The organism is Flavobacterium nitrogenifigens, assembly GCF_003254565.1.
GTDB lineage: Bacteria > Bacteroidota > Bacteroidia > Flavobacteriales > Flavobacteriaceae > Flavobacterium > Flavobacterium nitrogenifigens.
The window spans coordinates 163843-187184 of sequence record NZ_QJRI01000180.1 but is presented as its reverse complement, the minus strand read 5'-3'; the positions used below and the strand labels follow the sequence as shown (position 1 = coordinate 187184).

General features: G+C 34.0%; 17 protein-coding genes and 1 pseudogene. 16 read left to right on the top strand and 2 right to left on the bottom strand.

Annotated elements, in window-relative coordinates; translation table 11 throughout:
* Window positions 1-81: 81 nt before the first annotated feature.
* Window positions 82-741: a response regulator transcription factor gene (locus tag DM397_RS19380; RefSeq protein WP_111379101.1), complete on the top strand. Its 660-nt coding sequence runs from the start codon at window positions 82-84 to the stop codon at window positions 739-741.
* Window positions 742-752: 11 nt separating this feature from the next.
* Window positions 753-1667: a sensor histidine kinase gene (locus tag DM397_RS19375; RefSeq protein ID WP_111379100.1), complete on the top strand. Its 915-nt coding sequence runs from the start codon at window positions 753-755 to the stop codon at window positions 1665-1667.
* Here DM397_RS19375 and DM397_RS19370 read toward each other — a convergent pair whose 3' ends face one another.
* Both DM397_RS19370 and DM397_RS19365 read right to left on the bottom strand, forming a co-directional pair.
* Complete coding sequence (locus DM397_RS19370; RefSeq protein WP_111379099.1) at window positions 1668-2162, bottom strand: metallophosphoesterase family protein; 495 nt, start codon at window positions 2160-2162, stop codon at window positions 1668-1670.
* A gap of 194 nt (window positions 2163-2356) precedes the next feature.
* Window positions 2357-4276, bottom strand: coding sequence for an SPFH domain-containing protein (locus DM397_RS19365; protein WP_111379098.1), 1920 nt, complete (start codon window positions 4274-4276; stop codon window positions 2357-2359).
* Window positions 4277-4907: 631 nt separating this feature from the next.
* Here DM397_RS19365 and truA point away from each other — a divergent pair.
* The 14 genes and pseudogenes from truA (at window position 4908) to DM397_RS19295 (ending at window position 23284) form a co-directional block, all read left to right on the top strand.
* Window positions 4908-5642 (top strand): tRNA pseudouridine(38-40) synthase TruA, encoded by a 735-nt coding sequence (truA, locus tag DM397_RS19360; protein WP_111379097.1) that lies wholly within the window; start codon window positions 4908-4910, stop codon window positions 5640-5642.
* A gap of 98 nt (window positions 5643-5740) precedes the next feature.
* Complete coding sequence (locus tag DM397_RS19355; RefSeq protein WP_111379096.1) at window positions 5741-7495, top strand: ABC transporter ATP-binding protein; 1755 nt, start codon at window positions 5741-5743, stop codon at window positions 7493-7495.
* 16 nt (window positions 7496-7511) lie between these two features.
* Window positions 7512-9089, top strand: coding sequence for a histidine kinase (locus DM397_RS19350; RefSeq protein ID WP_111379095.1), 1578 nt, complete (start codon window positions 7512-7514; stop codon window positions 9087-9089).
* A gap of 86 nt (window positions 9090-9175) precedes the next feature.
* Window positions 9176-11773 carry a zinc-dependent metalloprotease gene (locus DM397_RS19345; protein ID WP_111379094.1) on the top strand — a complete coding sequence of 866 codons (2598 nt, stop codon included), beginning with the start codon at window positions 9176-9178 and terminating at the stop codon, window positions 11771-11773.
* A gap of 14 nt (window positions 11774-11787) precedes the next feature.
* Complete coding sequence (locus DM397_RS19340; RefSeq protein ID WP_111379093.1) at window positions 11788-15126, top strand: SusC/RagA family TonB-linked outer membrane protein; 3339 nt, start codon at window positions 11788-11790, stop codon at window positions 15124-15126.
* Between the two features lie 12 nt (window positions 15127-15138).
* Window positions 15139-16458 carry a RagB/SusD family nutrient uptake outer membrane protein gene (locus DM397_RS19335; protein ID WP_111379092.1) on the top strand — a complete coding sequence of 440 codons (1320 nt, stop codon included), beginning with the start codon at window positions 15139-15141 and terminating at the stop codon, window positions 16456-16458.
* 141 nt (window positions 16459-16599) lie between these two features.
* On the top strand, window positions 16600-17364 hold the full coding sequence (locus tag DM397_RS19330; RefSeq protein WP_111379091.1) for a LytR/AlgR family response regulator transcription factor: 765 nt from the start codon (window positions 16600-16602) through the stop codon (window positions 17362-17364).
* Between the two features lie 225 nt (window positions 17365-17589).
* Window positions 17590-18174 (top strand): NUMOD4 domain-containing protein, encoded by a 585-nt coding sequence (locus DM397_RS19325; protein WP_111379090.1) that lies wholly within the window; start codon window positions 17590-17592, stop codon window positions 18172-18174.
* Between the two features lie 565 nt (window positions 18175-18739).
* Window positions 18740-20128 (top strand): dihydrolipoyl dehydrogenase, encoded by a 1389-nt coding sequence (gene lpdA / locus DM397_RS19320; RefSeq protein WP_073416603.1) that lies wholly within the window; start codon window positions 18740-18742, stop codon window positions 20126-20128.
* Window positions 20129-20460: 332 nt separating this feature from the next.
* Window positions 20461-21210, top strand: a pseudogene (locus DM397_RS19315) (DUF2314 domain-containing protein).
* Between the two features lie 154 nt (window positions 21211-21364).
* Window positions 21365-21871, top strand: coding sequence for a TPM domain-containing protein (locus DM397_RS19310; RefSeq protein WP_111379089.1), 507 nt, complete (start codon window positions 21365-21367; stop codon window positions 21869-21871).
* Window positions 21872-21957: 86 nt separating this feature from the next.
* Window positions 21958-22392, top strand: a complete 435-nt coding sequence (locus DM397_RS19305) for a GNAT family N-acetyltransferase (protein WP_111379088.1) — start codon at window positions 21958-21960, stop codon at window positions 22390-22392.
* A 16-nt stretch (window positions 22393-22408) separates the two neighbouring features.
* Window positions 22409-22795: a DUF1801 domain-containing protein gene (locus tag DM397_RS19300; RefSeq protein ID WP_111379087.1), complete on the top strand. Its 387-nt coding sequence runs from the start codon at window positions 22409-22411 to the stop codon at window positions 22793-22795.
* 108 nt (window positions 22796-22903) lie between these two features.
* Window positions 22904-23284 (top strand): YdeI/OmpD-associated family protein, encoded by a 381-nt coding sequence (locus DM397_RS19295; RefSeq protein WP_111379086.1) that lies wholly within the window; start codon window positions 22904-22906, stop codon window positions 23282-23284.
* Window positions 23285-23342 lie beyond the last annotated feature (58 nt).

Below are 23342 nucleotides of genomic sequence, written 5' to 3'. Positions count from 1 at the left end.
ATTATATTATAAATCAGACTTAAAGAGCATAATAAAAATGCCATTTACATGATAAATTTGCATTTTCAAATTCAAATAATCATGGCACCAAAAATAAGGATCCATCTTGCAGACGATCACCAAGTCTTAATTGATGGTCTATCCAATTTACTTCAAACCGTTTCAAACTTTGAAGTGGCAGGAACTTCATTAGACGGTACCACTGTCTATGAAGATGTTATGAAAGACAATGCCGATGTCTTAATTTTAGATATCAGCATGCCGAAAAAAGATGGCATTGAAACCCTTAAAGAATTTAATGAAAAACAATTGCCTTGTAAAGTCATCATTTTATCTAGTTACGATGATTTAAAAATTATTAAAGAAGTAATGAAACTAGGTGCAAAAGGCTATCTGACAAAAAATTGCGCAGGAGAAAATATTATCGAAGCCGTTGAAGCTGTTTATCAAGGACAGGAATATTTTAGCGATGCGGTAAGAGAAAAAATCTTCAACTCCTTTATGGACAGCCCGAAACTGAATCATAATGCGATTATTGAAAATCCCATTTTAAGTCCACGTGAAATCGAAATTATTATTTTGATTGCTTTAGAATATAGCGGAAAAGAAATCAGCGAAAAGCTCTTTATAAGTGCACATACTGTAGAAACGCATCGCAAAAATATCATGAAAAAGCTAAATATAAAAAGCACAATCGGTTTAGTAAAATACGCTCTTAAAAACAATCTCATTAATCCTTAACTATTGCTTTTATGTCTGCTTTCCGTTTTTTTATCGCTTTACTACTTTTCTTTGCTGTTAAAGGAACTAGTCGTGCACAGCCAAAAGACACTCTAAACACAAAGGCTACTCAAACTCAAGTTGATAATAAAACCGTTCTTAAATCTATTAGCAAATCAGAAAAATTACGAAATAAAAAAATTGTTAGTTTATCTATCATACTCACCATCATTGTTTTTCTTTTGTTTTACTTTTTGTATCAAAACAACAAACTAAAGCAAAAAATAAAACGAAAAGACACCAAACAGAAAATCCTTCTCGACATCATCAATTCTGGCATTGATTCTCAAGAGGCAGAACACAAAAAAATTGCTTCTTTTCTTTATGATAATATCAATTCATTATTATCTTCTGCTGGATTGCATTTAAATACATTTACAGCTCAGAACAATATAAAATCGGATGAAATACAAAAAGCAAAAACTATTTTATCTGAGGCTCACGAGCTCTTAAGAGATATGTCTCATGATCTTGTTCCGTCGCTTTTGGTGCGTTTTGGATTAATTTATTCTTTAGAGGATTTATGCGAAAAAAACTCCAATTCTGCCATCGAATTTGAATTTTCAAGTTCGGTTCCGACCAGCAGGCGGTACGCTGAAAAATTCGAAATGAAAATTTATTTTATTGTAAGTGAATTGTTCAGCAATATCACTAAACATAGCAATGCCCACAAAGCAAAACTTACTTTAAATGAAAAGGGAAACCAATTAATTCTGCGTATTCATGATAATGGAGTTGGTTTTAAAACTCAAAAATTAAAAGATGTTGAAGGCTTTGGCTTAAACAGAATTAGAGCGCGAATCAAAAAATACAAAGGCTCTTTATCTATTGTTTCAAAAGAAAACCAAGGAACCAAAATAAAAATCGAGATTCCGTTGCCGCATTAATTACTTTGCTCCTATTTCGACAATTTCCAGATCTTTGATTTTATCATCATCAATTACAAATCGAAGCATAGTTCTTACTTTATGAAAACCGCTTTTTCCTGCCGCACCGGGATTCATGTGCAATAAGTTATTCTTTTTATCGAACATAACTTTTAAGATATGCGAATGCCCGCAGATAAACAATTTCGGCGGATTCAAAGCCAATTCTTCTCTAACATTCTGATTGTACTTTCCGGGATAACCTCCAATGTGCGTAATCCAAACTGATACATTTTCGCATGAAAAACGATTATTTAACGGAAATTCTAATCTTGCTTTTGCATCATCAATGTTTCCGTAAACCGCTCTCAATGGCTTTAGTTTTTTAATAGCATCTGTAACACTCAAATCCCCAATATCTCCGGCATGCCAGACTTCATCTGCCTGAGCAACATATTTTAAAATGGTATCATCGATGTGGCTGTGGGTGTCTGAGAGAAGTAGGATTTTGGTCAATTTTTTTGAGGTTCAAAGGTTCATAGTAACAAAGATACAAAGGTTTTTCTGTAGAGACGCACTGCAGTGCGTCTTTCATAAAGTTTTATTTTCTTTATAAACATAAAAAATCCGATCTGAAAAACAGATCGGATTTTTGTAAATTATTAGACCTGACAGGTTTTAGAAACCTGTCAGGTCTTTTCTGAGCTAATTTATTTCTTAGTATTTTGATTTTTACCTTCTTTTAAATCTTTGGTATCCATCATTTCCATCAATTTCAATCCTAATAAACCACTGATTGAACCATCAGAACCGCCGTTTCCTGAAATTAATACATCTGGAATTACTTTGATATTTCCTTTACCAATTTCTTCGGTAACTTTATAACGGGTAAAATTATCTCCGCCCATTGCACTAACTTGCAATTGATATGCTTCTGCAGTAGATTTACCAATCGCCATAATTTTCTCCGCTTCAGCCAAACCAGTTTTTGAGATTTTTTCAGCTTCTGCACTTGCATTCAGTCTTGTTGCTTCAGCCTGTGCTCCTGCTCTTGCTTTTGTCGCTTCTGCTTCAGCACTTGCACGCATTTTTGTAGCTTCTGCTTCAGCATTTACATTCAGTTTTAAACTTGTTGCATCTCCTTCTGCTTTCTTAACAGTTGCATCTGCAGTACGTTGTGCGATTTCAACACTTTGCGAAGCTCGTACAATTTCTTTCTGCATATCAGCAATTGCCGTTTCTTTTTCCATTCCCTGACGCTGTTCTTGTGCCAATTTTTGGGTTTGATATGTTTTTTGTTCTTCTTCGGCCAATTTTCTGTCTGTCAAAGTTTTCATTAACGAATCTGGCGGAACAATATCTCCAATTAAGGTATCGACTGCATTTACGTTATATTCATCAAGAACTAATTTAATATGATTTTTAGCCGATTCCTGACGTTCTTTTCTAGTTGTAAGGAACGAAATCACATCGCTGTCCTGAGCTGAGTTTCTGAAATAGTTACCAATTGTCGGTTCCAAAACCTGAGAAACTAAATTGTTCATACTTCCAAAACGTGCAATTACTTTTGGCGCTTCGGCCGCCGGAACGTGAATAATTTGTGCAACATCAAGATTGAAAGGGAAACCGTCTTTTGAACGAACTGTAATTGTAGATAAGTTTTTATCTAAATCATGCGATTCACTTCTAGCATTAGCCCAGTTTAAAACCAAGTTTGTTGTCGGAACAGGTTCTAACTTAGTAGTATATTTATTCAAAGCGTACTTTCCTGGCCCGAAAGGCTCCATCCAAACACCACGCTGCCCTTTTGAAACAATATTTCCGTGTTTAAAAGTGTCTCCTGTAACATCCTGCCCATCTTCTCCAATATAAGAAATGACAACACCAACGTAACCAATTGGCACATCTGTCATTGGATTTTGCTCAATTAAAATTCCCCAAGTATTAATGTAGTAAGAACCCGCTAACATAACTTGAGGCTGCAAACCACGGTTTCCGCCATGCTCAAGGAATTTATCAAAATCCTGAAAATTGTTATGGCTATCTACAAATTTACCTGCAATCTGTCCTTGCGGAATTGGTTCACCATCAAGAGCTGTTACAATACCAATCATGTTTTCGTAAATCTTGATTTGATCTGTAATTACAATCTCAAACAAAAACGTATTGATACGATACGATCCAGTTGTAATAAAAGCAGTCTGACGTCCTTTTTGTCCGCCGTTGTCTAAAAATGCTGTTGCATCTTGAAAGTTGTCACTTTCTACTTTTCTAGCTAAGATTCTTCCTGTCGGAATTTCTTTTCCATCTTTACTTAAAACCAGTCCAATTTTTCCTTCTGGAATTAATGTAAAACTAGTCATGTCAATTGAATACTGCCAAATCCACATTCCCCAGTATAACCCCGGAGCAAGTGTTTTGGCCTGATAGCCCGCTTCGCCTTTTGTTGCTATAATTCGGCCGTCGGGCAATGATTTGTCTGCGCCAAACAAAACAAACTTTTTGGTTACTAAACCAATTTTATCTTCGGGAACAATCACCATTCCGAAGAAAACGCGCAAAATAAATTTGTAAAAAAGAATGGCAAATACAATTAAAAGTATCCACCAATAAGAGGTAATTTCATTCATAGTTTTTGATATTTAGTGATACAAACATAGGAGAAATACGAAGTGTTAAAATGAAAAATTTTAAAATTTAACATTTGGAAATTTCTGACTAAAAATATTAAAAAATAGTTTCGATTATATCGTTGGAATTGTCAATTTCTGACACGATTTTTAGCTGGACAAACTATGATTTGCATTTTGGGTTTTAACGGATTTTAACAAAGTTTCTGAGACGCTAAGATGCAATGGGATTAAGTTTTTGTTTTTAGATTTTATCGAAATAGATGTTTATTGATTTAAAATACATTAAAAACAGTATACCTATATATAAGTACAATTTTTCCAATCGGGCGTGAAACGCACTGCAGTGCGTCTCTACAGATATAAACAATCAAAAAACCTCTGTTGCTTTGAACCTTTGTAACTTTGCCACTAAAAAAGTTAGACGCACTGCGGTGCGTCTCTACAGATATAAACAACCAAAAAAACCTCTGTTACTTTGAACCTTTGTAACTTTGCCACTAAAAAAGTTAGACGCACTGCAGTGCGTCTCTACAGATAAAAACAACCCAAAAACCTCTGTTACTTTGAACCTTTGTAACTTTGCCACTAAAAATTGTACCTTTGCCACTCAGAACCTCTGTCCCTTAAAATGAGATATTTTATTCAATTCGCTTACAACGGAACACATTATCATGGCTGGCAAATACAGCCAAATGCTTCTTCAGTTCAGGAAACTTTAAATAAGGCTTTTTCGGTTTTATTAAATGAAACTATCAGCATTATGGGTGCTGGAAGAACGGATACTGGTGTGCACGCGAGTGAAATGTATGGTCATTTTGATACAGAAAAAACTCTGGACATTCCGATTTTGGTTTATAAACTGAATTCGTATTTGCCAAAAGACATTGCAATTTTTGATATTAAACTAGTTCACGATGATGCACACTGTCGTTTTGACGCAACAAAACGAACTTACGAATATCACATCAATACCGTTAAAAATCCGTTTTTACAGGAATTGAGCTGGTATGTGACGCAAAAACTAGATGTGGATTTGATGAATGAAGCGGCGCAATTATTATTAAAGCATACCGATTTTCAATGCTTTTCAAAAGTTAATACTGATGTAAACACATTTGATTGCACGATTTTTGAGGCGTTCTGGAAACAAGAAAACGGAAAACTGATTTTTACCATTTCGGCAAATCGGTTTTTAAGAAATATGGTTCGTTCCATTGTTGGGACTTTGATTAATATAGGATTGCACAAAATTACACTGGCAGATTTTGAAAATATTATTGCCAGCAAAAACAGAGAAAAAGCAGGGTTTTCTGTCCCAGCACATGGTTTGTATTTAACCAATATTTATTACGATTATTTATAAGCTTTAGGCTTTAGGCAATAGGCTTTAGGCTTATTACTTACTGCTTACAGCTAATAGCTTAAGGCCTAAAGCCTATAGCTTAAAGCTCCTAAAAACAAATGAAAGCAAAAGCATTCGACACAGGATTATTCAAACGAATTTTAAAATATACCCGCCCTTATAAATGGCGTTATTACGGCGTAATTATTTTTGCCATTTCGCTGTCTATTTTTGCTGCACTTCGTCCTTATTTACTTAAAGAAACAGTAGACGGCTACATCAAAACTCATGATAAAATGGGATTACTACTGTACATTATTTTGATGGGAGTGGTTTTACTTATGGAGGTTTTTTCTCAGTTTTACTTTGTGTATTGGGCCAACTGGCTCGGTCAGGATATTGTAAAAGATATTAGAACCAAACTTTTTCAGCACATTTTGAGTTTCAGAATGAAGTATTTCGATTTGGTTCCGGTTGGGCAGCTGGTTACTCGTGCCGTTTCGGATATTGAATCTATTGCTCGTATTTTCAGTCAGGGTTTGTTTATGATTATAAGCGACTTGATGAAAATGGTGGTGGTGTTGATTTTTATGTTTTACATGAACTGGAAACTGACTTGGATTGTGGTAATCGCTATGCCAATTTTGGTTTATGTTACGAGAATTTTCCAACGCAAAATGCAAGTTGCTTTTGAGGAAGTAAGAACTCAGATTGCCAACATGAACTCGTTTGTTCAGGAACGTGTAACGGGTATGAAAATCGTACAGCTTTTTAACCGTGAAAAAATCGAAGCCGAAAACTTCAAAGAAATCAACAACAAACATAGAGTAGCTTGGATTAAGACGATTCTGTACAACTCGATCTTCTTCCCTATTGCCGATATTATTTCGTCTATTACTTTAGGTTTGGCTGTGGTTTATGGTGGTTTTAGAATTTTAAACGGAGATCATTTTACAACTTTCGGAGATTTATTCTCTTACACCATGTTTATTGGAATGCTTTTTAATCCATTGAGACAAATTGCAGATAAATTTAACGAGATGCAATTAGGAATGATTGCTGCCAATCGTGTTTTTGACATTATCGACACGCAAGATCACATTCAAGATACGGGAACAATTGAAGCGCCAGTTTTCAATGGAAGAATTGACTTTAAAGATATTCGTTTCAGTTATATTCCAGAAGAAGAAGTTATAAAAGGAATTGATTTATCGGTTTCGGCTGGACAGACTGTTGCTATTGTAGGTTCTACTGGTGCAGGAAAATCGACTATCATTAATTTATTAAATCGTTTTTACGAAATCAACAGCGGAACGATCTGCATTGACGGAGAAAACATCGAAAACTATACTTTGGCTTCTTTGAGAAAACAAATTGCTGTGGTTTTACAAGATGTCTTTTTATTTGCCGATACGATTTACAACAATATCACTTTGCATAATCCGGCAATTACGAGAGATAAAGTAATTGATGCTGCAAAGAAAATTGGTGTTCATGATTTTATTATGAACCTCCCAGATAATTATGATTTTGATGTAAAAGAGCGAGGCGTTATGCTTTCTTCTGGGCAGCGACAGCTTATTGCTTTTTTACGTTCTTATGTGAGTAATCCGAGTATTTTGATTTTGGATGAAGCCACTTCTTCAATTGATACGTATTCTGAAGAAATGATTCAGCGTGCAACAGAAACGATTACAAAAGGAAGAACTTCTATTATAATTGCACATAGATTAGCAACAATTGTAAATGCAGATAAGATTGTGGTGATGGATAAGGGATTGATTGTTGAACAAGGAACGCATCAGGAATTATTACTGAAAGCTGATGGTTACTATAAAAATTTATATGACTCGCAGTTTGCTGTGGCAAACTAAGTCATAATGTTACTTTTTGAAATTTAGATTAAAAAATATTACCTCTAGACGTGCTTTTTTAATATACGTTGTTGTCTCGATTCTGATTACGGTTTCGTCGGTTTACATTCTGAGCAATCTGATTACAGATTTGACCGAAAAATCGAATGATGATATAGCAACGCGCAATTTCCTTAAAAAACAAGAATTCATGTCCGAAGAACTTTCGAAGTTCTTAGAACAGGAAAAAAAGATTGAACAAGTTCTAAAAATCAGCACTTCGGGAAACCTTGACAACAATTTAAAACTTTTGTCTTCTCTTCAGACAAATAATAAATTGATTGTAAACAATTGGTTTCAGATTAATGAAAACGCTATTCGATACGGTAATCCTTCTATTTCTAAGGAAATTAAAAATAACATAAAAGCATTTCTTATTCAAAATGAAAATGCCAAACATCTCAGTGTAATTCTTCCGCAAGGAAAGGAATGGGTTTGGCGCATTTATTTTAAATTAATTTCAGAAAACAAAACCGTGGTAAAATATGGTTATGACATCAATCTGAGATTGCTTCATAGTTACATTTCTAAAATAGACAAAACAAAAACAGCTACTAATTACGCTTTTGTCTTTGATAAAAACGGAACCTGCATTTACCATCCCGAAATTGCTTTTCTTGGAAAGAATATCTTTAAGATTTCATCTCTTAATCCGTCTGATACGATTTATAGTAAGAAACAAGATTTCGTCAAAAGAACGACTCTGTCTGAGTTCTTGCAGTTGGATGTTATTCGTTTTACTAAAAAACTGGATATCAAAAACTCAAACTGGTTTGTCTGCGTTAACGTTCCGAAAATGGTCGCTGACGAAAATGTAGCTTTGGTTAAAAAGTATTCGACCTCGATTTATTCGATTACTACAATAATGCTGCTTTTGATTTTTTATCTTTTCTCTTATGCCAACAGACGCGCTTACAGAGAAAAGGGAATTGTCATCAAAGAGAAAAATAAACTCTTGGTTGAGAATGAAAAAATCATCAAAGAAAAAGCTTTGATTCAGCTGCAACAACTGAAAGAACAAATTAATCCGCACTTTTTGTTCAATTCGCTCAATTCGCTTTATATGCTTATTGGAAGTGATATTAAAGTTGCGCAGAAATTTACTTTAAACTTATCTCGTATTTATCGTTATTTAATTGATCCGCCAGAAAAGAACATTGTTTCTTTAAAGGACGAATTATTATTTATTGAAAAATATATCTTTTTACAGCAAACCCGTTTCAAGGAAGAATTATTCTTTTCTATCGAAATTGAAAACCAAGCCGCATTAAACAAACACATCCCCTATCTTGCTTTTCAGATTGTGGTCGAAAATGCTATTAAGCATAATAGAGCCACACAAGAAAGTCCACTTACTACAAAAATCCTGATTAAAGAAAATCAGGTAATTATCAGCAACAATCTTCAAAAGAAATTGACTGCAGAACCGAGTACTAAATTTGGGTTAAACTACCTAAAGAGTATTTACAATTATTATTCAAAAACAGAATTTAAGACATCAGAAAAAGATGGCTATTTTGTTTGTATTCTTCCATTAATATCCATTCACTCCTAAAAAAAAGCCACTCACTCCTTTTTGTTTTTTTTCCGAACTAAAATAAAATAGTTTCGGATCGAAAATTAACCTAAACTTAACATCTGATGAAGGAAAAATCATTCCTGCATAATTTGATAATATTTTGCATATACTTATTACTATTATCGCCGCTTACTGTTCATTCTCAAAAGAAAAAGAAAGACAAAAAAGAGGACAAAACTGAAATTAAAAAAGATTCTACCGATTCTAAAAAAGGTAAAAAATACGACGACCTTGTAAAAAAAGGTTCTGTCAAAAAAGGACTGTTCAATGTCATTCAGGTAAAAACCGATGTTTATTTTGAAATTCAAGACAGTTTATTCCAAAGAGAATTTTTAGTGGTAAACAAATTATCTCAAGTTCCTTTTCAAGTAAATGAAGCTGGTTTAAACAAAGGAATGAATTATGAAAACAAAGTCATTAGTTTTTATAAAGATACAATTGCAAAGAAGGTTTGGGTAAAATCGTATGTTCCTAAGGTTTCTTCACCAAAAGAAGATGCGATTACACAATCGGTTCAAAATAATTTTGCAGAATCTATTATTGAAGTTTTTGATATTGAAACCAAAAACAACGATTCGACTTCTGTCGTTATTAAAGTAAATAAGATTTTTGACGGAAAACAAAAAAGCTTCAATGATGTTTTGAGTAACACTGGCATTGGAGGTTCTGTAAAATCTGATTTATCATATATAGAAGGTTTAAAAACTTTCCCAAAAAATATTGTAGTAAAATCGCAACTGACAACTTCTTACAGCGATGGCGCATCGTCATTACCAATTACGCTTGGTGTGACAAGTAATATTATTTTATTGGACAAAACTCCAATGAAACCACGTTTTTCTGACAAACGAATTGGTTTCTTTTCTGAAAAGCATTGGTATTTTACCGATGCACAGCAAGCAATGGTTGAAAAAGAACTTATTACACGCTGGAGATTAGAACCTAAAAAAGAAGACGAAGAAAAATATTTGAAAGGTGAATTAGTAGAGCCGAAAAAACCAATCGTTTATTACATCGATCCATCGACTCCAAAACAATGGAGAAAATACATTATTGATGGAGTACACGATTGGCAGGCAGCTTTTGAAAAAGCGGGTTTCAAAAACGCTATTATAGCAAAAGAACCTACTGATAAAGATTTGGATTTTGATATTGATGACGTACGCTATTCTGTAATTACGTATGCTGCATCTCCAAAATCAAATGCAATGGGGCCATCTGTGGTTGACCCAAGAAGCGGTGAAATTATCGAAGCCGATATTATCTGGTGGCATAATGTAATGACTTCACTTCAAAGCTGGATGCGCATTCAGACAGGACCAATTGATCCGAAAGCTAGAGGAAATAAATTTAGCGATGAACATATGGGAGAGGCAATTCGTTTTGTTTCGTCTCACGAAGTGGGTCATACTTTTGGTTTAAAACACAATATGGGTTCTTCTTTTGCTTATGATGTAGAATCGTTACGTTCTAAAGAATTTACAGCAAAAATGGGCGGAACAGCTCCATCAATTATGGATTATGCGCGTTACAATTATGTAGCACAGCCAGAAGACAATGTTACAGTAATTACTCCGAAAATTGGAGAATATGATAAATATGCTATAGAATGGGGTTACAGATGGTACTCGCCTAACGACAACGAAACAACAAAACTAAACGCCTTAATTACAAAACATCAAGATGACCCCATTTATTTTTATGGCGAACAGCAGGGAAATGTAATTGATCCACGTTCTCAGTCTGAAGACTTAGGGAATGATGCTATGAAAGCAAGCGAATACGGTTTGAAGAACTTAAAGCGTGTTGTAGATAATATCTTAAACTGGACTTACGATAAAGATCAGTCTTACTATGAAACAGGCAAACTGTATATTGGAGCTATTGGCCAATGGCAAACATACACTGACCATGTATTGGCTAATATTGGGGGTGTTTATTTAAATACAACGGTTCACGGCGATAACAAACAAAGTTATGTTCCGGTTCCTGCTGCAATGCAGAAAAGAGCTGCAGATTATTTAGTTAAAAATGTACTTACAATTCCGCAGTGGCTGTTTTTTAATGACATTTTAGAAAAAACAAATCCGTTGAAAGATTCTCCTTTTGGACCTTATGAGTACACACCATACACAATGGCACGAGGATTACAATACGATGCCATGTATAGCTTGTTCAGAGACGATCGTTTACTTCGAATGACAGAAAATGAATTGTATCAGCTAAATAAAACTAAAGAACCAGTTTTTACCGTAAATGATTTGTTTAAAAAAATACATCAAAACGTTTTTGCTGGAACAATTGCGAATAAATCTCTATCAATTCTGGAGCGTATGACACAAAAGAATTATGTAGATGTTTTAATTATTTCGACAAATAAATTATTTGAAAAAACAGAAGCGAAGAAATCAATCGAAATTCAGCAGACTTTAAGCATGCCGCATTTATGCAATTATTTAAATGATGCACATACAGCAAGAAATATCAATAATGCTTTTTTAAGTAGAGTTGCAGAAGTAACCTCAGATAAAAAAGGTGAATTAACAAAAGTCCTTCAATTATTAAAAACTAAAAAGAATACAGGAGACCAATCTACCCAAAACCATTACCGCGATTTGATCCAACGAATCGAAAAAGCATTGAATAATACAACCTTTTAATACAACCCAAAAACATGACAAAAATTTTACAAACCTTACTCTTGTTCCTGGCCATCGCAGGATACTCGCAGGAAACCCGAACCATCACGGGGATCATTCAAGATGCAGCAGATTCATCGCCAATTCCTGGCGCATCAATCTTCGTTGAGAATAATTCGATATCAAACAAAACCGCTATGGCAGGTATTATCCATAGTGAAGCAATTGGAACTACCTCAGATTTTGACGGTAAATTCAGCTTGAAAATCGCAAAAAACGTTACTACTTTGAGAATTACTTTCATGGGATACAAATCGTATACTCTTGAATTATCTGCTCAAAAAGATTATACTATTGCCTTAAATTCTGAAACAGCAAAACTTCAGGAAGTTCTTATAACGGGTTATCAAAAAATTGAAAAAAGAAAGCTGACATCTGCTATTACAAAAGTAGATATGGCTTCTATTCAACAGACTGGTGTATCTAGCATTGACCAATTATTGATTGGACAAGTTGCCGGAGTTGCCGTTACTACTCCGTCAGGAGCGCCAGGAGCTGCAGCAAAAATTAGAATTAGAGGTACTGCTTCTTTAAATGGAACACAAGACCCTTTATGGGTTTTAGATGGACTTCCGTTAGAGAATAATGATGTTCCAAAAAATTACGATAAAGAGAATATCGATGTATTAAACAACTACTCTATTGCTGGTTTAAATCCAGACGATATTAAAGACATTACCATTTTAAAAGATGCTGCCGCTACAGCTATTTACGGTGCACGCGCTGCAAACGGGGTAATCGTTGTTACAACTAAAAAAGGAAGAAGCGGTAAAATGACCGTTAGCTTCAATACCAATACTTTTATTACGCAAAGACCAGAATTTTCAAAATTAAACTTAATGGATTCTAGTCAGAAAGTTGATCTTGAATTGAATATGGCGAGCCGTGCAGATTTGACTTACAGAGACACCGGTGGTGATGTTGCTCGTATCCTAAATGGAGCGAATGAATTAGACGCATACAGAGCCGGTGGATTCTCTTCTTTGAGTCCGCAAACACAACAATCAATCAACAACCTAAGAGGCATCAATACAAATTGGGGTAATTTATTATACCAAAATGCAATCAACACGCAACACGGATTAAGTTTATCTGGAGGAGGTGAAAGATCTGACTACTATTTCTCTTTAGGGTATTATGACGAAAAAGGGACAACAATTGGAACTGGCCTTAAACGTTACAATTTAACTTTAAAAAACAGCTACGACATTACTGATAAATTTAAAGTTGGTGTTAGCCTTTTTGGTTCAGACACTAAAACTACTTCATACGTAACAGATACTGACGGTTTTACAAATCCTGCAAACTATTCAAGAAACGTAAACCCGTATCTTACACCTTATAATGAAGACGGAAGTTATAAATACGATCCAGACATTGCTTCATATTCTGATATTAAATTGCCTTTTAATTTCTTAGAAGAGAGAAACAATACTTCTTACGATTTAAAAACAAGAGCTATAAAAGCGTTGCTTGACGCTGAGTATAAAATCACAAAAGATTTGAAAGTATCAAGCCAACTAGGTTTACAGTTGGACAATTCTTCTAGCGAAAAATTTGCTGGCAAGGAAACTTTTTACACTAGAAAACAAAAAGAAAAAACAAGTTATTATTCTGGAGGAGTTAAAAAATATTTCCTTCCTGAAGGTGGTATTATTCAAAATACAAACACAGACTTTTTTCAGTACAACTTAAAAACAATGGTGAACTATTCTAAAACTTTAGGAGAGAAACACGAAATTGAAGTAATGGTTGGTAATGAATTAAGAAGAAATAAAAACACTACTATCTTGACAAGAGGTTTTGGTTATGACGAAAAGAATTTGACAACACAGCAAATTATTTTCCCTAACTCGAATTCTGTTAATGACGCTATTTACAAAACATTCATAAAAACAGAAAAAGAAAATGCCTTTGCATCATTCTTTGCAACAGCGGCATACACTTACAATAGAAAATATAGCTTCTACGGAAGTGTGCGTTATGATGGTTCTGACTTATTTGGTGTAGACCCAAAATACAAATACTTGCCACTTTGGTCAACATCTGGATCTTGGTTGGTATCTCAAGAAAATTTCTTAAAAGACAGCAAAACAATTTCTAACTTAAGACTTCGTGCTTCTTACGGTTTACAAGGTAATATTGATAAAAACACTTCACCTTATGTAGTTGGAGAAAATAAAACTACTACTATTTTACCAGGACAGACAGAACCTATAATTGAAGTAATGACTCCGCCAAACAGCAAATTGCGTTGGGAAAAAACAGAAAATACCAACTTAGGTTTTGATCTTGGTGTATTTAATAATCGTATTAGCATTGTAACTGATTTCTACGGAAGAAAAAGTACCGATTTAATTGGTATGAAAGCGCTTCCTTTAGAAAATGGTTTTGAATTTACCAATATGAACTGGGCGCAAGTAAGCAACAAAGGTTTTGAAATTGCCTTGGCTACAAAAAACATCGACCGTCCTAATTTTAAATGGAATACTACAATTAATTTTGCTCATAACAAAAGTAACATTGACCGTTTAGAAATAAGAGACAACAGTTATTTGCCAAACCAAGAAGGTCATGCTGTAAACGCTGTTTTTGGATTTAAAACAAACGGAATTGACGAAAACGGCTATCCTTTATTTGTAAACAAAAAAGGAGAAACTGTAAATGCACAGACTTTCTTTGGTTTATTTGATCCTTATGCAGACTTTTTACCAGGAGAAATTACTCAGTCAAGTTTAACGCCAGCAGAATTTAGAGACCTATTTGTTTACCTAGGAGACAAAGATCCTAAATTTACAGGAGGTCTTACAAACACATTTAAGGTTCGTAATTTTGATCTTACGATTGCAGCGTCATTCAATATCAAACAAACGGTTACCAAAACGCCTCCTTACAACGGAACAATAGTAGACAGAGGACAGAATTATACAACTGATATTTTAAACGCTTGGTCACCAACCAATACTTCATCTAATTTACCAGGTATTACAAGTAAAGATTCTGGTACGGGAGATTCATGGATGGCATACAGCTGGTTTTCTGGTGCAAATCAAATCAATACTTATAATTACTTAGACACTTGGGTTAGCGAAATGAGTTATATGAGATTAAGCAGTGTTCGTTTTGGATATACATTCCCAAAAACATTCACAGATCACATCAATATTCAAAGTATTCGTTTAAATCTTGAAGCAAGAAACTTGTTCGTGATTAGCTCAGATTACAAAGGTTATTTTGATCCTGAAACTTACGGAAACATTTATGCACAGCCAGTTCCTAGATCATTTACTTTAGGACTTAATGTTACTTTCTAAAAACTAAAAAAGATGAAAAAATTCTCAAAATATATAACACTATTCGTTGCTGCTATTGCCCTTAGCAGCTGCGATGACTATCTGGACATTACTCCAGTAGGAAAAGTAATTCCAGAATCGCTAGAAGAATTTCGCGCAGTTCTAACCAAAGGATATGCTTCATATCCAGAACACAAATCGTTGTCTACAGTTCGTACAGACGAGTTGCTAATGAACGAAGACAACAGTGAAGTTTCTATTTATAAAGATATCTACTTATGGAAAGATGCAAATCCTGATAAAAGCACATTAGAATTTCACTATCAAGATTTATACAATGTCATTTTTTACACTAATGTTGTTATAAATGAAGCTTCAAAAAAAGTAGAAGCATCTGAGGAAAAAAATCAATTATTAGGAGAAGCTTATGCTTTGAGAGCAATGGCAAACTTTGATTTGGTTAACCTTTTCGGAAAGCCTTACAATCCTTCAACTGCGGCTACTGACAAAGGAGTTCCGTTAGCTTTAGAAATTGATCTGGAGCAGGTTTTTGTACCACAAAGTGTTGAAGCAGTTTACAATCAGATTATTTCTGACACTAAAGAAGCAGAGAAATTAATCAACATAAGCAAACAGCCAACAGGATTAAACTACCGTTTCTCAAAAGTGGCTTTATTCAGTTTAGAAAGCCGTATATATTTGTATCAGCAGCAATGGCAAAAATCATTAGATGCTGCCAACAAAGCTTTAGAAATCAACAATACTTTAATTGACTTAAAAGCAACTCCTGTTCTAGCTACAAAATTTGACGGAAAAGAATCTATTCTAGCACTTGAAGACGGATATATCGTTGGTATCCAGAGAGCTTCATTTGCATCTACCGATTTAATTGCAGCTTACAACAAAACAGCTGATTTGCGTTTCCCACTTTATTTCTCAGCTAGCGGAAGCCGTTTCAGAATTCTAAAAGGCGGAAATGATAATCAAAAATCATCTTTCAGAACTTCAGAATTGTATTTAACAAAAGCTGAAACTTTATTGAAACTAAACAATAGTAACGATGCAAAAGCAACGGTTTTAAATTTCATTAAAAACAGATATTCAGCAGTAGGATATACACAGCTAGAAGGTGAAGTTAATGCGATGAATGCAACAGATTTGACAAACTTCATTTACGAAGAAAGACATAGAGAATTTGCTGTAGAAGGTCACCGTTGGTTTGATTTAAGAAGAACAACTCAAAAACAAATCGTTCATAAATTCTTGAGCACTGAAAGCACTTTAATACAAAATGATCCGCGTTATACCATTATTTATCCAGCAAACGCGAGATTGAATAATCCCAATCTATAATTTTACCTAATTGTTTTTTTTTAAAGAGGTCTAGTTTTTACAGCTAGGCCTTTTTTTTTTATAAAATCAATGCAACAAAATGCACTCTTTATTGCGTATAAAAATTCCTGATTTTATCTTTGCATTGTAAATACCTGCAAAATGAAAATTGCTATTGTCGAAGACGAACATCTTGCTTCCAGCTATCTAAAATCTATTTTAGAGCAGCAGGACGTTTTATCGATTGATGCAATCAGCGTTTTAAAATCGGTAAAAGAAGCTGTCACATTTTTTAGCGAAAACAAAGTAGATCTCGCTTTTATGGACATTCATTTGGGCGACGGAAAAAGTCTTGAAATCTTCGAAAAAGCTGACATCTCCTGCCCCGTTATTTTTGTAACCGCTTACGATTCTTATGCCATTTCGGTTTTCAAACATTTTACAATAGATTATCTTTTAAAACCATTTGAAGAAGAAGAATTATTGGAAGCCCTTCAGAAATTCAAAAAAATAAAAGATAGCTTTAACAGCAATTCTACGCTTCAATCTTTAGTCGCAATAGAAAACCCCGAAAGCAATAAAATACAGCGCCATTTCCTAGTAAATCACGGTTACAAAATGATTTCTATTAATGAAAACGAAATCACCTACTTTGCCGCAACAGGAAAACATCTTTTTATTCATATAAAATCTGGAAACAGCTATTTGTACAATAGTACTTTGACAGAAATTATAAACAGTCTTGACCCATTTCATTTTTTCAAAATAAACCGAAAATATATCGTTAACCGAGAAAGCATTAAAGAAGTTATAAAACATTCAAATCAGAAAGTTGAATTGATTTTGACGGTTCCTGCAGCTGAATCTGACGCTATTTTCATCAGTAAAAAAGAAATCAACAACTTCAAAAACTGGCTAGATCAATAATTTAATAATTATTTAGCTATAAAATTACATTAATTCAAAAAATACAAAAACTGCATTTTTGATAAATTGTGATTTAAAATCCGACTAAAAACTATCAAAAACGTTTTAAAACGTTAAATTAGCGTTATAGAAATCATAAAATTGACCTTTCACAATCAGCAAGATAGCTGAAATTTTTGGTTTATTATTTATCTTTGAGAATATAGAAATCAAATGTAAAAGACAATGCCACAAAATAGATTTTATCCTGATGAAAAATTCAAAGAAATAGAAATAAATGCTTCATTACAATTAAGATACGCCATTTCGAATAGAGGAAGATTAATAAGTTTTACCGACGATATTGAAAACGGACGCATCTTAAAAGGCGGTTTAAGCGACGGATATCCAACTTTCCGTTTTAAGGTTAAAAAAGACGATAAAATCGTAAACAAATATCTCTTCTTATATAAGTTAGTTGCTCAATATTTTATTCCGAAAGAATCGGAAGAACAAACCTATGTACTGCACTTAGATTATAATAGAGCAAATGATGATGTACGCAATCTTCGCTGGGCAACCAAACAAGAAATGATGGCGCACAGCCGTAAAAGTCCGCGCGTTATTCAGGCAAAAAAGAACTTAATCGAACACAATCTAAAAGCCGACGGACGAAAATTAACCACCACAAAAGTGATGTTAATCAAGAAAATCCTAGCAAGACCTGAACAAAAAACACGTCTTAAAATGATTGCAAAACAATTTGGCGTAAGCGAAATGCAAATTAGAAGAATTGCCAGCGGAGAAAACTGGGGACACGTGAAGATTTAATGGTGAATGGTTAATTGTGAATGGTAAATTATTAATTCAAAATTCATAACTCATAATTATATAAGCCACAGATTACACAGATTAACACAGATTTTTAAAAATCATTTTAATCTTTTTAATCTGTGGCTTATTTTATTCCAAAAGATTCAGCTACTGTCAGGTTGAGCGAAGTCGAAGCCCACACAAAGCTCTTCAACTTCGGTCAGAGAGACAAAATTATAATAGCCACAGATTGCACAGATTAACACAGATTTTTTAAAAATCATTTTAATCCTAATAATCCGTGGCTTATTTTTTTCGCCACAAACAACAAACAACAAACAACAAACCATCAACAATTACTCACTAAATAATAAAAATCAATTCATAATTCACAATTTACAATTCACAATTACTTTGGTTTCTGTGAAAAGACCAAAATCTGTGTCTTTAAAAACAAAATTTCAGGTGTTCATATAAAATAAATCCTTAAATTCGCAATCACAAATAACAAAAGAAGAAATCGAAAGATGAGTTTCGGAAATATAAACTTCATTTTCGATAGTTAATACTAAAAGCAAAAAAAATGAAATACGACGTTATTGTTTTAGGAAGTGGTCCTGGAGGATATGTAACAGCGATTAGAGCTTCACAATTAGGCTTTAAAACTGCTGTAGTAGAAAAAGAAAATCTAGGTGGAGTTTGCCTTAACTGGGGATGTATCCCAACAAAAGCGCTTTTAAAATCTGCTCAGGTTTTTGATTACCTTAAACACGCTTCTGACTACGGATTGAAAGTTTCTGAATTTGATAAAGATTTCCCTGCAGTTATTCAACGCAGCCGTGGTGTTGCTGAAGGAATGAGCAAAGGAGTTCAATTCTTAATGAAAAAAAACAAAATTGACGTTATTGAAGGTTTTGGAAAACTAAAACCAGGAAAAAAACTTGACGTTACTGATAAAGACAATAAAGTTACAGAATATAGCGCTGACCACATTATCATCGCAACTGGAGCTCGTTCTCGCGAGTTGCCAAACTTACCTCAAGATGGTGTAAAAGTAATTGGATACCGTCAGGCAATGACATTGCCAACGCAACCAAAATCTATGATCATTGTTGGTTCCGGAGCAATCGGAGTTGAGTTCGCTCACTTCTACAACTCAATGGGAACAGATGTTACTATCGTAGAATTTATGCCAAACGTAGTTCCTGTAGAAGACGAAGATATCTCAAAACAATTTGAGCGTTCTTTGAAAAAATCAGGAATTAAAGTAATGACTAACTCTTCTGTTGAGCGTATTGACACTACAGGAGCTGGAGTTAAAGCTTTCGTTAAAACTGCAAAAGGAGAAGAAGTTCTAGAAGCTGACATCGTACTTTCGGCAGTTGGAATCAAAACAAACATTGAAAACATCGGATTAGAAGAAGTTGGAATCGCTGTTGATAGAGATAAAATCTTAGTTAACGCTTACAACGAAACTAACATTCCAGGATACTACGCAATTGGAGACGTTACTCCAGGTCAAGCTTTAGCTCACGTTGCTTCTGCTGAAGGAATTAACTGTGTTGAGAAAATTAAAGGACTTCACGTAGACCCAATCGATTACGGAAATGTTCCTGGTTGTACTTATGCAACTCCAGAAATCGCTTCTGTTGGTTTAACAGAAAAACAAGCTAAAGAAAAAGGTTACGAATTAAAAATTGGTAAATTCCCATTTTCAGCTTCTGGAAAAGCAAAAGCTGCTGGAAATGCTGACGGATTCGTAAAAGTAATTTTCGATGCTAAATACGGAGAATGGTTAGGATGCCACATGATTGGTGCTGGTGTTACAGATATGATTGCTGAAGCAGTTGTTGCTCGTAAACTAGAAACTACAGGTCACGAAATCCTTAAATCTATCCACCCTCACCCAACAATGAGCGAGGCTGTTATGGAAGCTGTAGCTGATGCTTACGGCGAAGTAATTCACTTGTAAAAATATACCGTTTTACGGTTATATATAATTCTCAATTTATAAAATCCGATTTGTGAAAAACAGATCGGATTTTTTATTTCAACATATTTAATGTTAGTCTAGTTTGTCATTTCGAGGAACGAGAAATCTTCGCAAGTAACTCCATAATAAGAATTCAATCTTTGTCGAGCTTCTTGCGAAGATTTCTCGTTCCTCGAAATGACAATACTTTGTCTTAAAAAATCATCACTTTTGAGTTAACAAATCTCTAAAAACTCAAAAATGCTTCAATATCATTTCTCCCAAAGTACTAAAAAGCTTACTTTTATAAATCATTATAAATATTCATTTTTATGGAAGAAACAAAAATATTCTACGCCGACGGGGAAAACCCTAAAATGATTGAAGCTTACAAAAAAGCTCAGGAAACCTTTAAATATTTTTGGAGAGAACTATCTTGGGAATACAGACGAATAGTTCCAGGATTGGATGTTGCTTGTGTAAAACTGGCTTTTACACAAGAAATAGACAACGAAACTGTCGTAGAACACATGTGGATTAACGATGTAAACTTTGATGGGGAAAACATATACGGCATATTAGTAAATGATCCTAATTAATTAACTAATGTTGCTAATGGAGACGAAATTGCAATTCCGATAAATCAAATCAGCGATTGGTTATTTGCCATCAATGGACAAACTTATGGTGCATTTACAATTCAAGCAATGCGTTCTGACATGAGCGAAGACGAAAGGGAATCTCATGATGAAGCTTGGGGACTAGATTTTGGTGATTTTAACGACATTTTGATCGTAAATGAACAAAAAGAAAAACCCGAAAATCTGATTGAACATCCAATGAGCAAAAACATGAAAGAAAGTCTTATTGAATTTGTTGCTAATAATCCAGAAGAAGTGTCCAACCAAGATGAATTGGGCTATACTTTTCTGCATCGCGAAACCATTGCAGGAAATCAGACTTCTGTTGAAGTTTTACTGGAGTCTGGGGCAGATAAACATGCTAAAACTGCAACTGGAAAAACTGCTTTGGATTTTGCCAAAGAATTAAAGTGGGATCATTTACTGCCTTTATTACAATAGAAAACTTTAAAATCCGATTTGTGAAAACAGGTCGGATTTTTATTTTTATATGAGTTAATATTTTTCAACATAAAACAAAAACTATTCTACTTTTCATCTGTTTAAAATTAAAGAATGTGCTACTTTTGCTGCACCAAATCTAATCTGCCATAGAATGAAAAAATTATTCTTTACGCTAGCGCTGTTAACCTCAGTTCTTTTATCTGCCCAAACAAAAAACGACACCGATTTTTCTGCTCAACTAAAAAGCTCTTTTTCAGGATCAACAGACTGCGTCAACGACTTTGAAAAAATATTAACACCAGTCGAGCTTAAATCTTTGAATACCACGCTAAACGGTTTCGAAAAAAAATACCTTTATAAAATTGTTGTCATCACAACTCCTTCTTATTCTCCATTTAAGTCATTGGAAGAATATACATTGGAACTCGATAAATTTCTATCAAAAGACCCGCGATTAGATCCTACTCTTTTAATAATTGTAAGCAAAACATTAAGACAAATTCAGGTTATAAGTGTCGATTTTATAAGATACAAATTAAGTACCGAAGACACACAAAACATAATTGCCACTTATTCTGTTCCAGAACTTAAAAAAGGAAACTATTATAAAGCATTAGAACTGGCTTCAAATGAGTTTATGAAAAAGTTACAGCCTTAAAAAACATCAAAATCCGATTTGCATAAACAAGTCGGATTTTTTATTTAACTTTCCTACGCTTAACGAACAATAAATGCAAACTCAAAATGGTAATTGTAGAAGAAGCGAAAAACATCAATTTACCACATTTAAGAGCTATTTTCTTAAATGAAAGACAGCGAACATTTACAGAGCAAGACACATCAGAATTTAAACTTGAAGATTTTGACAAACAGACAAAAGGAGAATATATTCTAACTGCGCTCATAGATGATATTCCCGTCGGATTTATTTCGATTTGGATGCCTAATAATTTTATCCATCATCTTTATGTTGAAAATGCATATCAAGGAAAAAACATTGGCACCCAATTATTAAAAGCCGTCATAAAGAAAACAGCATTTCCAATTACCCTAAAATGCCTTGTAAGCAATACCAAAGCAATTGAATTCTATTTAAAAAAAGGATTCACAGAAAAATCGAGAGGTCAGTCAAGCAACGGAACTTATATTTTATTTGAACTGACAAAAGATATAAATTAACTTAAATGCTAAAGATATGAATCAGATTCAGGATTACAACGATTCTCAGACAGCAGAAAATAAAGAAATCTGCAATCTTCTTTATAACATTATAAGTAAAAACTTAACTGAAGCCGAAAACAAAATCTGGCACGCTCATCCTGTTTGGTTTTTAGACGGAAATCCGATTGTAGGTTATAGCAAATTAAAAGATTCAGTAAGATTACTCTTCTGGAGCGGACAATCTTTTGAGGAAGAAAAACTTCAAAACGAAGGTTCATTTAAAGCTGCTGAAAAGCGTTATACAAACATCGATCAGATAAATAAAGAAGATTTGAAACGCTGGCTCAAGAAAAGCAGAGAAATTCAGTGGGATTACAAAAACATTGTCAAACGAAAAGGCCAATTACTTCGGTTAAAATAAATCAAAAACAATTTAAATATCTAGTTTTCAAAACTTTATTTTAATTTTATTACTGACATACTGTTGTCAAAAGGTCGCTTTATCTTTATAAAATAAAAAACTAAAAAGATGGAAACTAAAGACGGAAAATTAGCTGTTTATGCTCCAACAAGACAAGATTGGCGCAACTGGCTTGAGGAAAACAGCCAGACAGAAAAATCGGTTTGGCTAATCTTGTATCATAAAAAAAGTAAAACCCAGAGTGTAAATTTAGTCGAAGCAACCGAAGAAGCACTTTGTTTTGGCTGGATTGACAGTCTCTGCAAAAAACGTGACGGAGAAAGCTATTACCTTACCTTCTCCCATAGAAATCCCAAAACCAGCAAATGGAGCAAACCCAATATTGAAAGAGCCGAACGCATGATTCAGCAGAATTTAATGACTGAACATGGCCAGAAATTAATCGATATTGCGAAAGAAAAAGGGAAATGGGCAACTAATGAACCATAATAAAAGCGTGTTTTTTCATACCGAATTAGGATTTAACAAGAACATTTTGCTTTAAAAT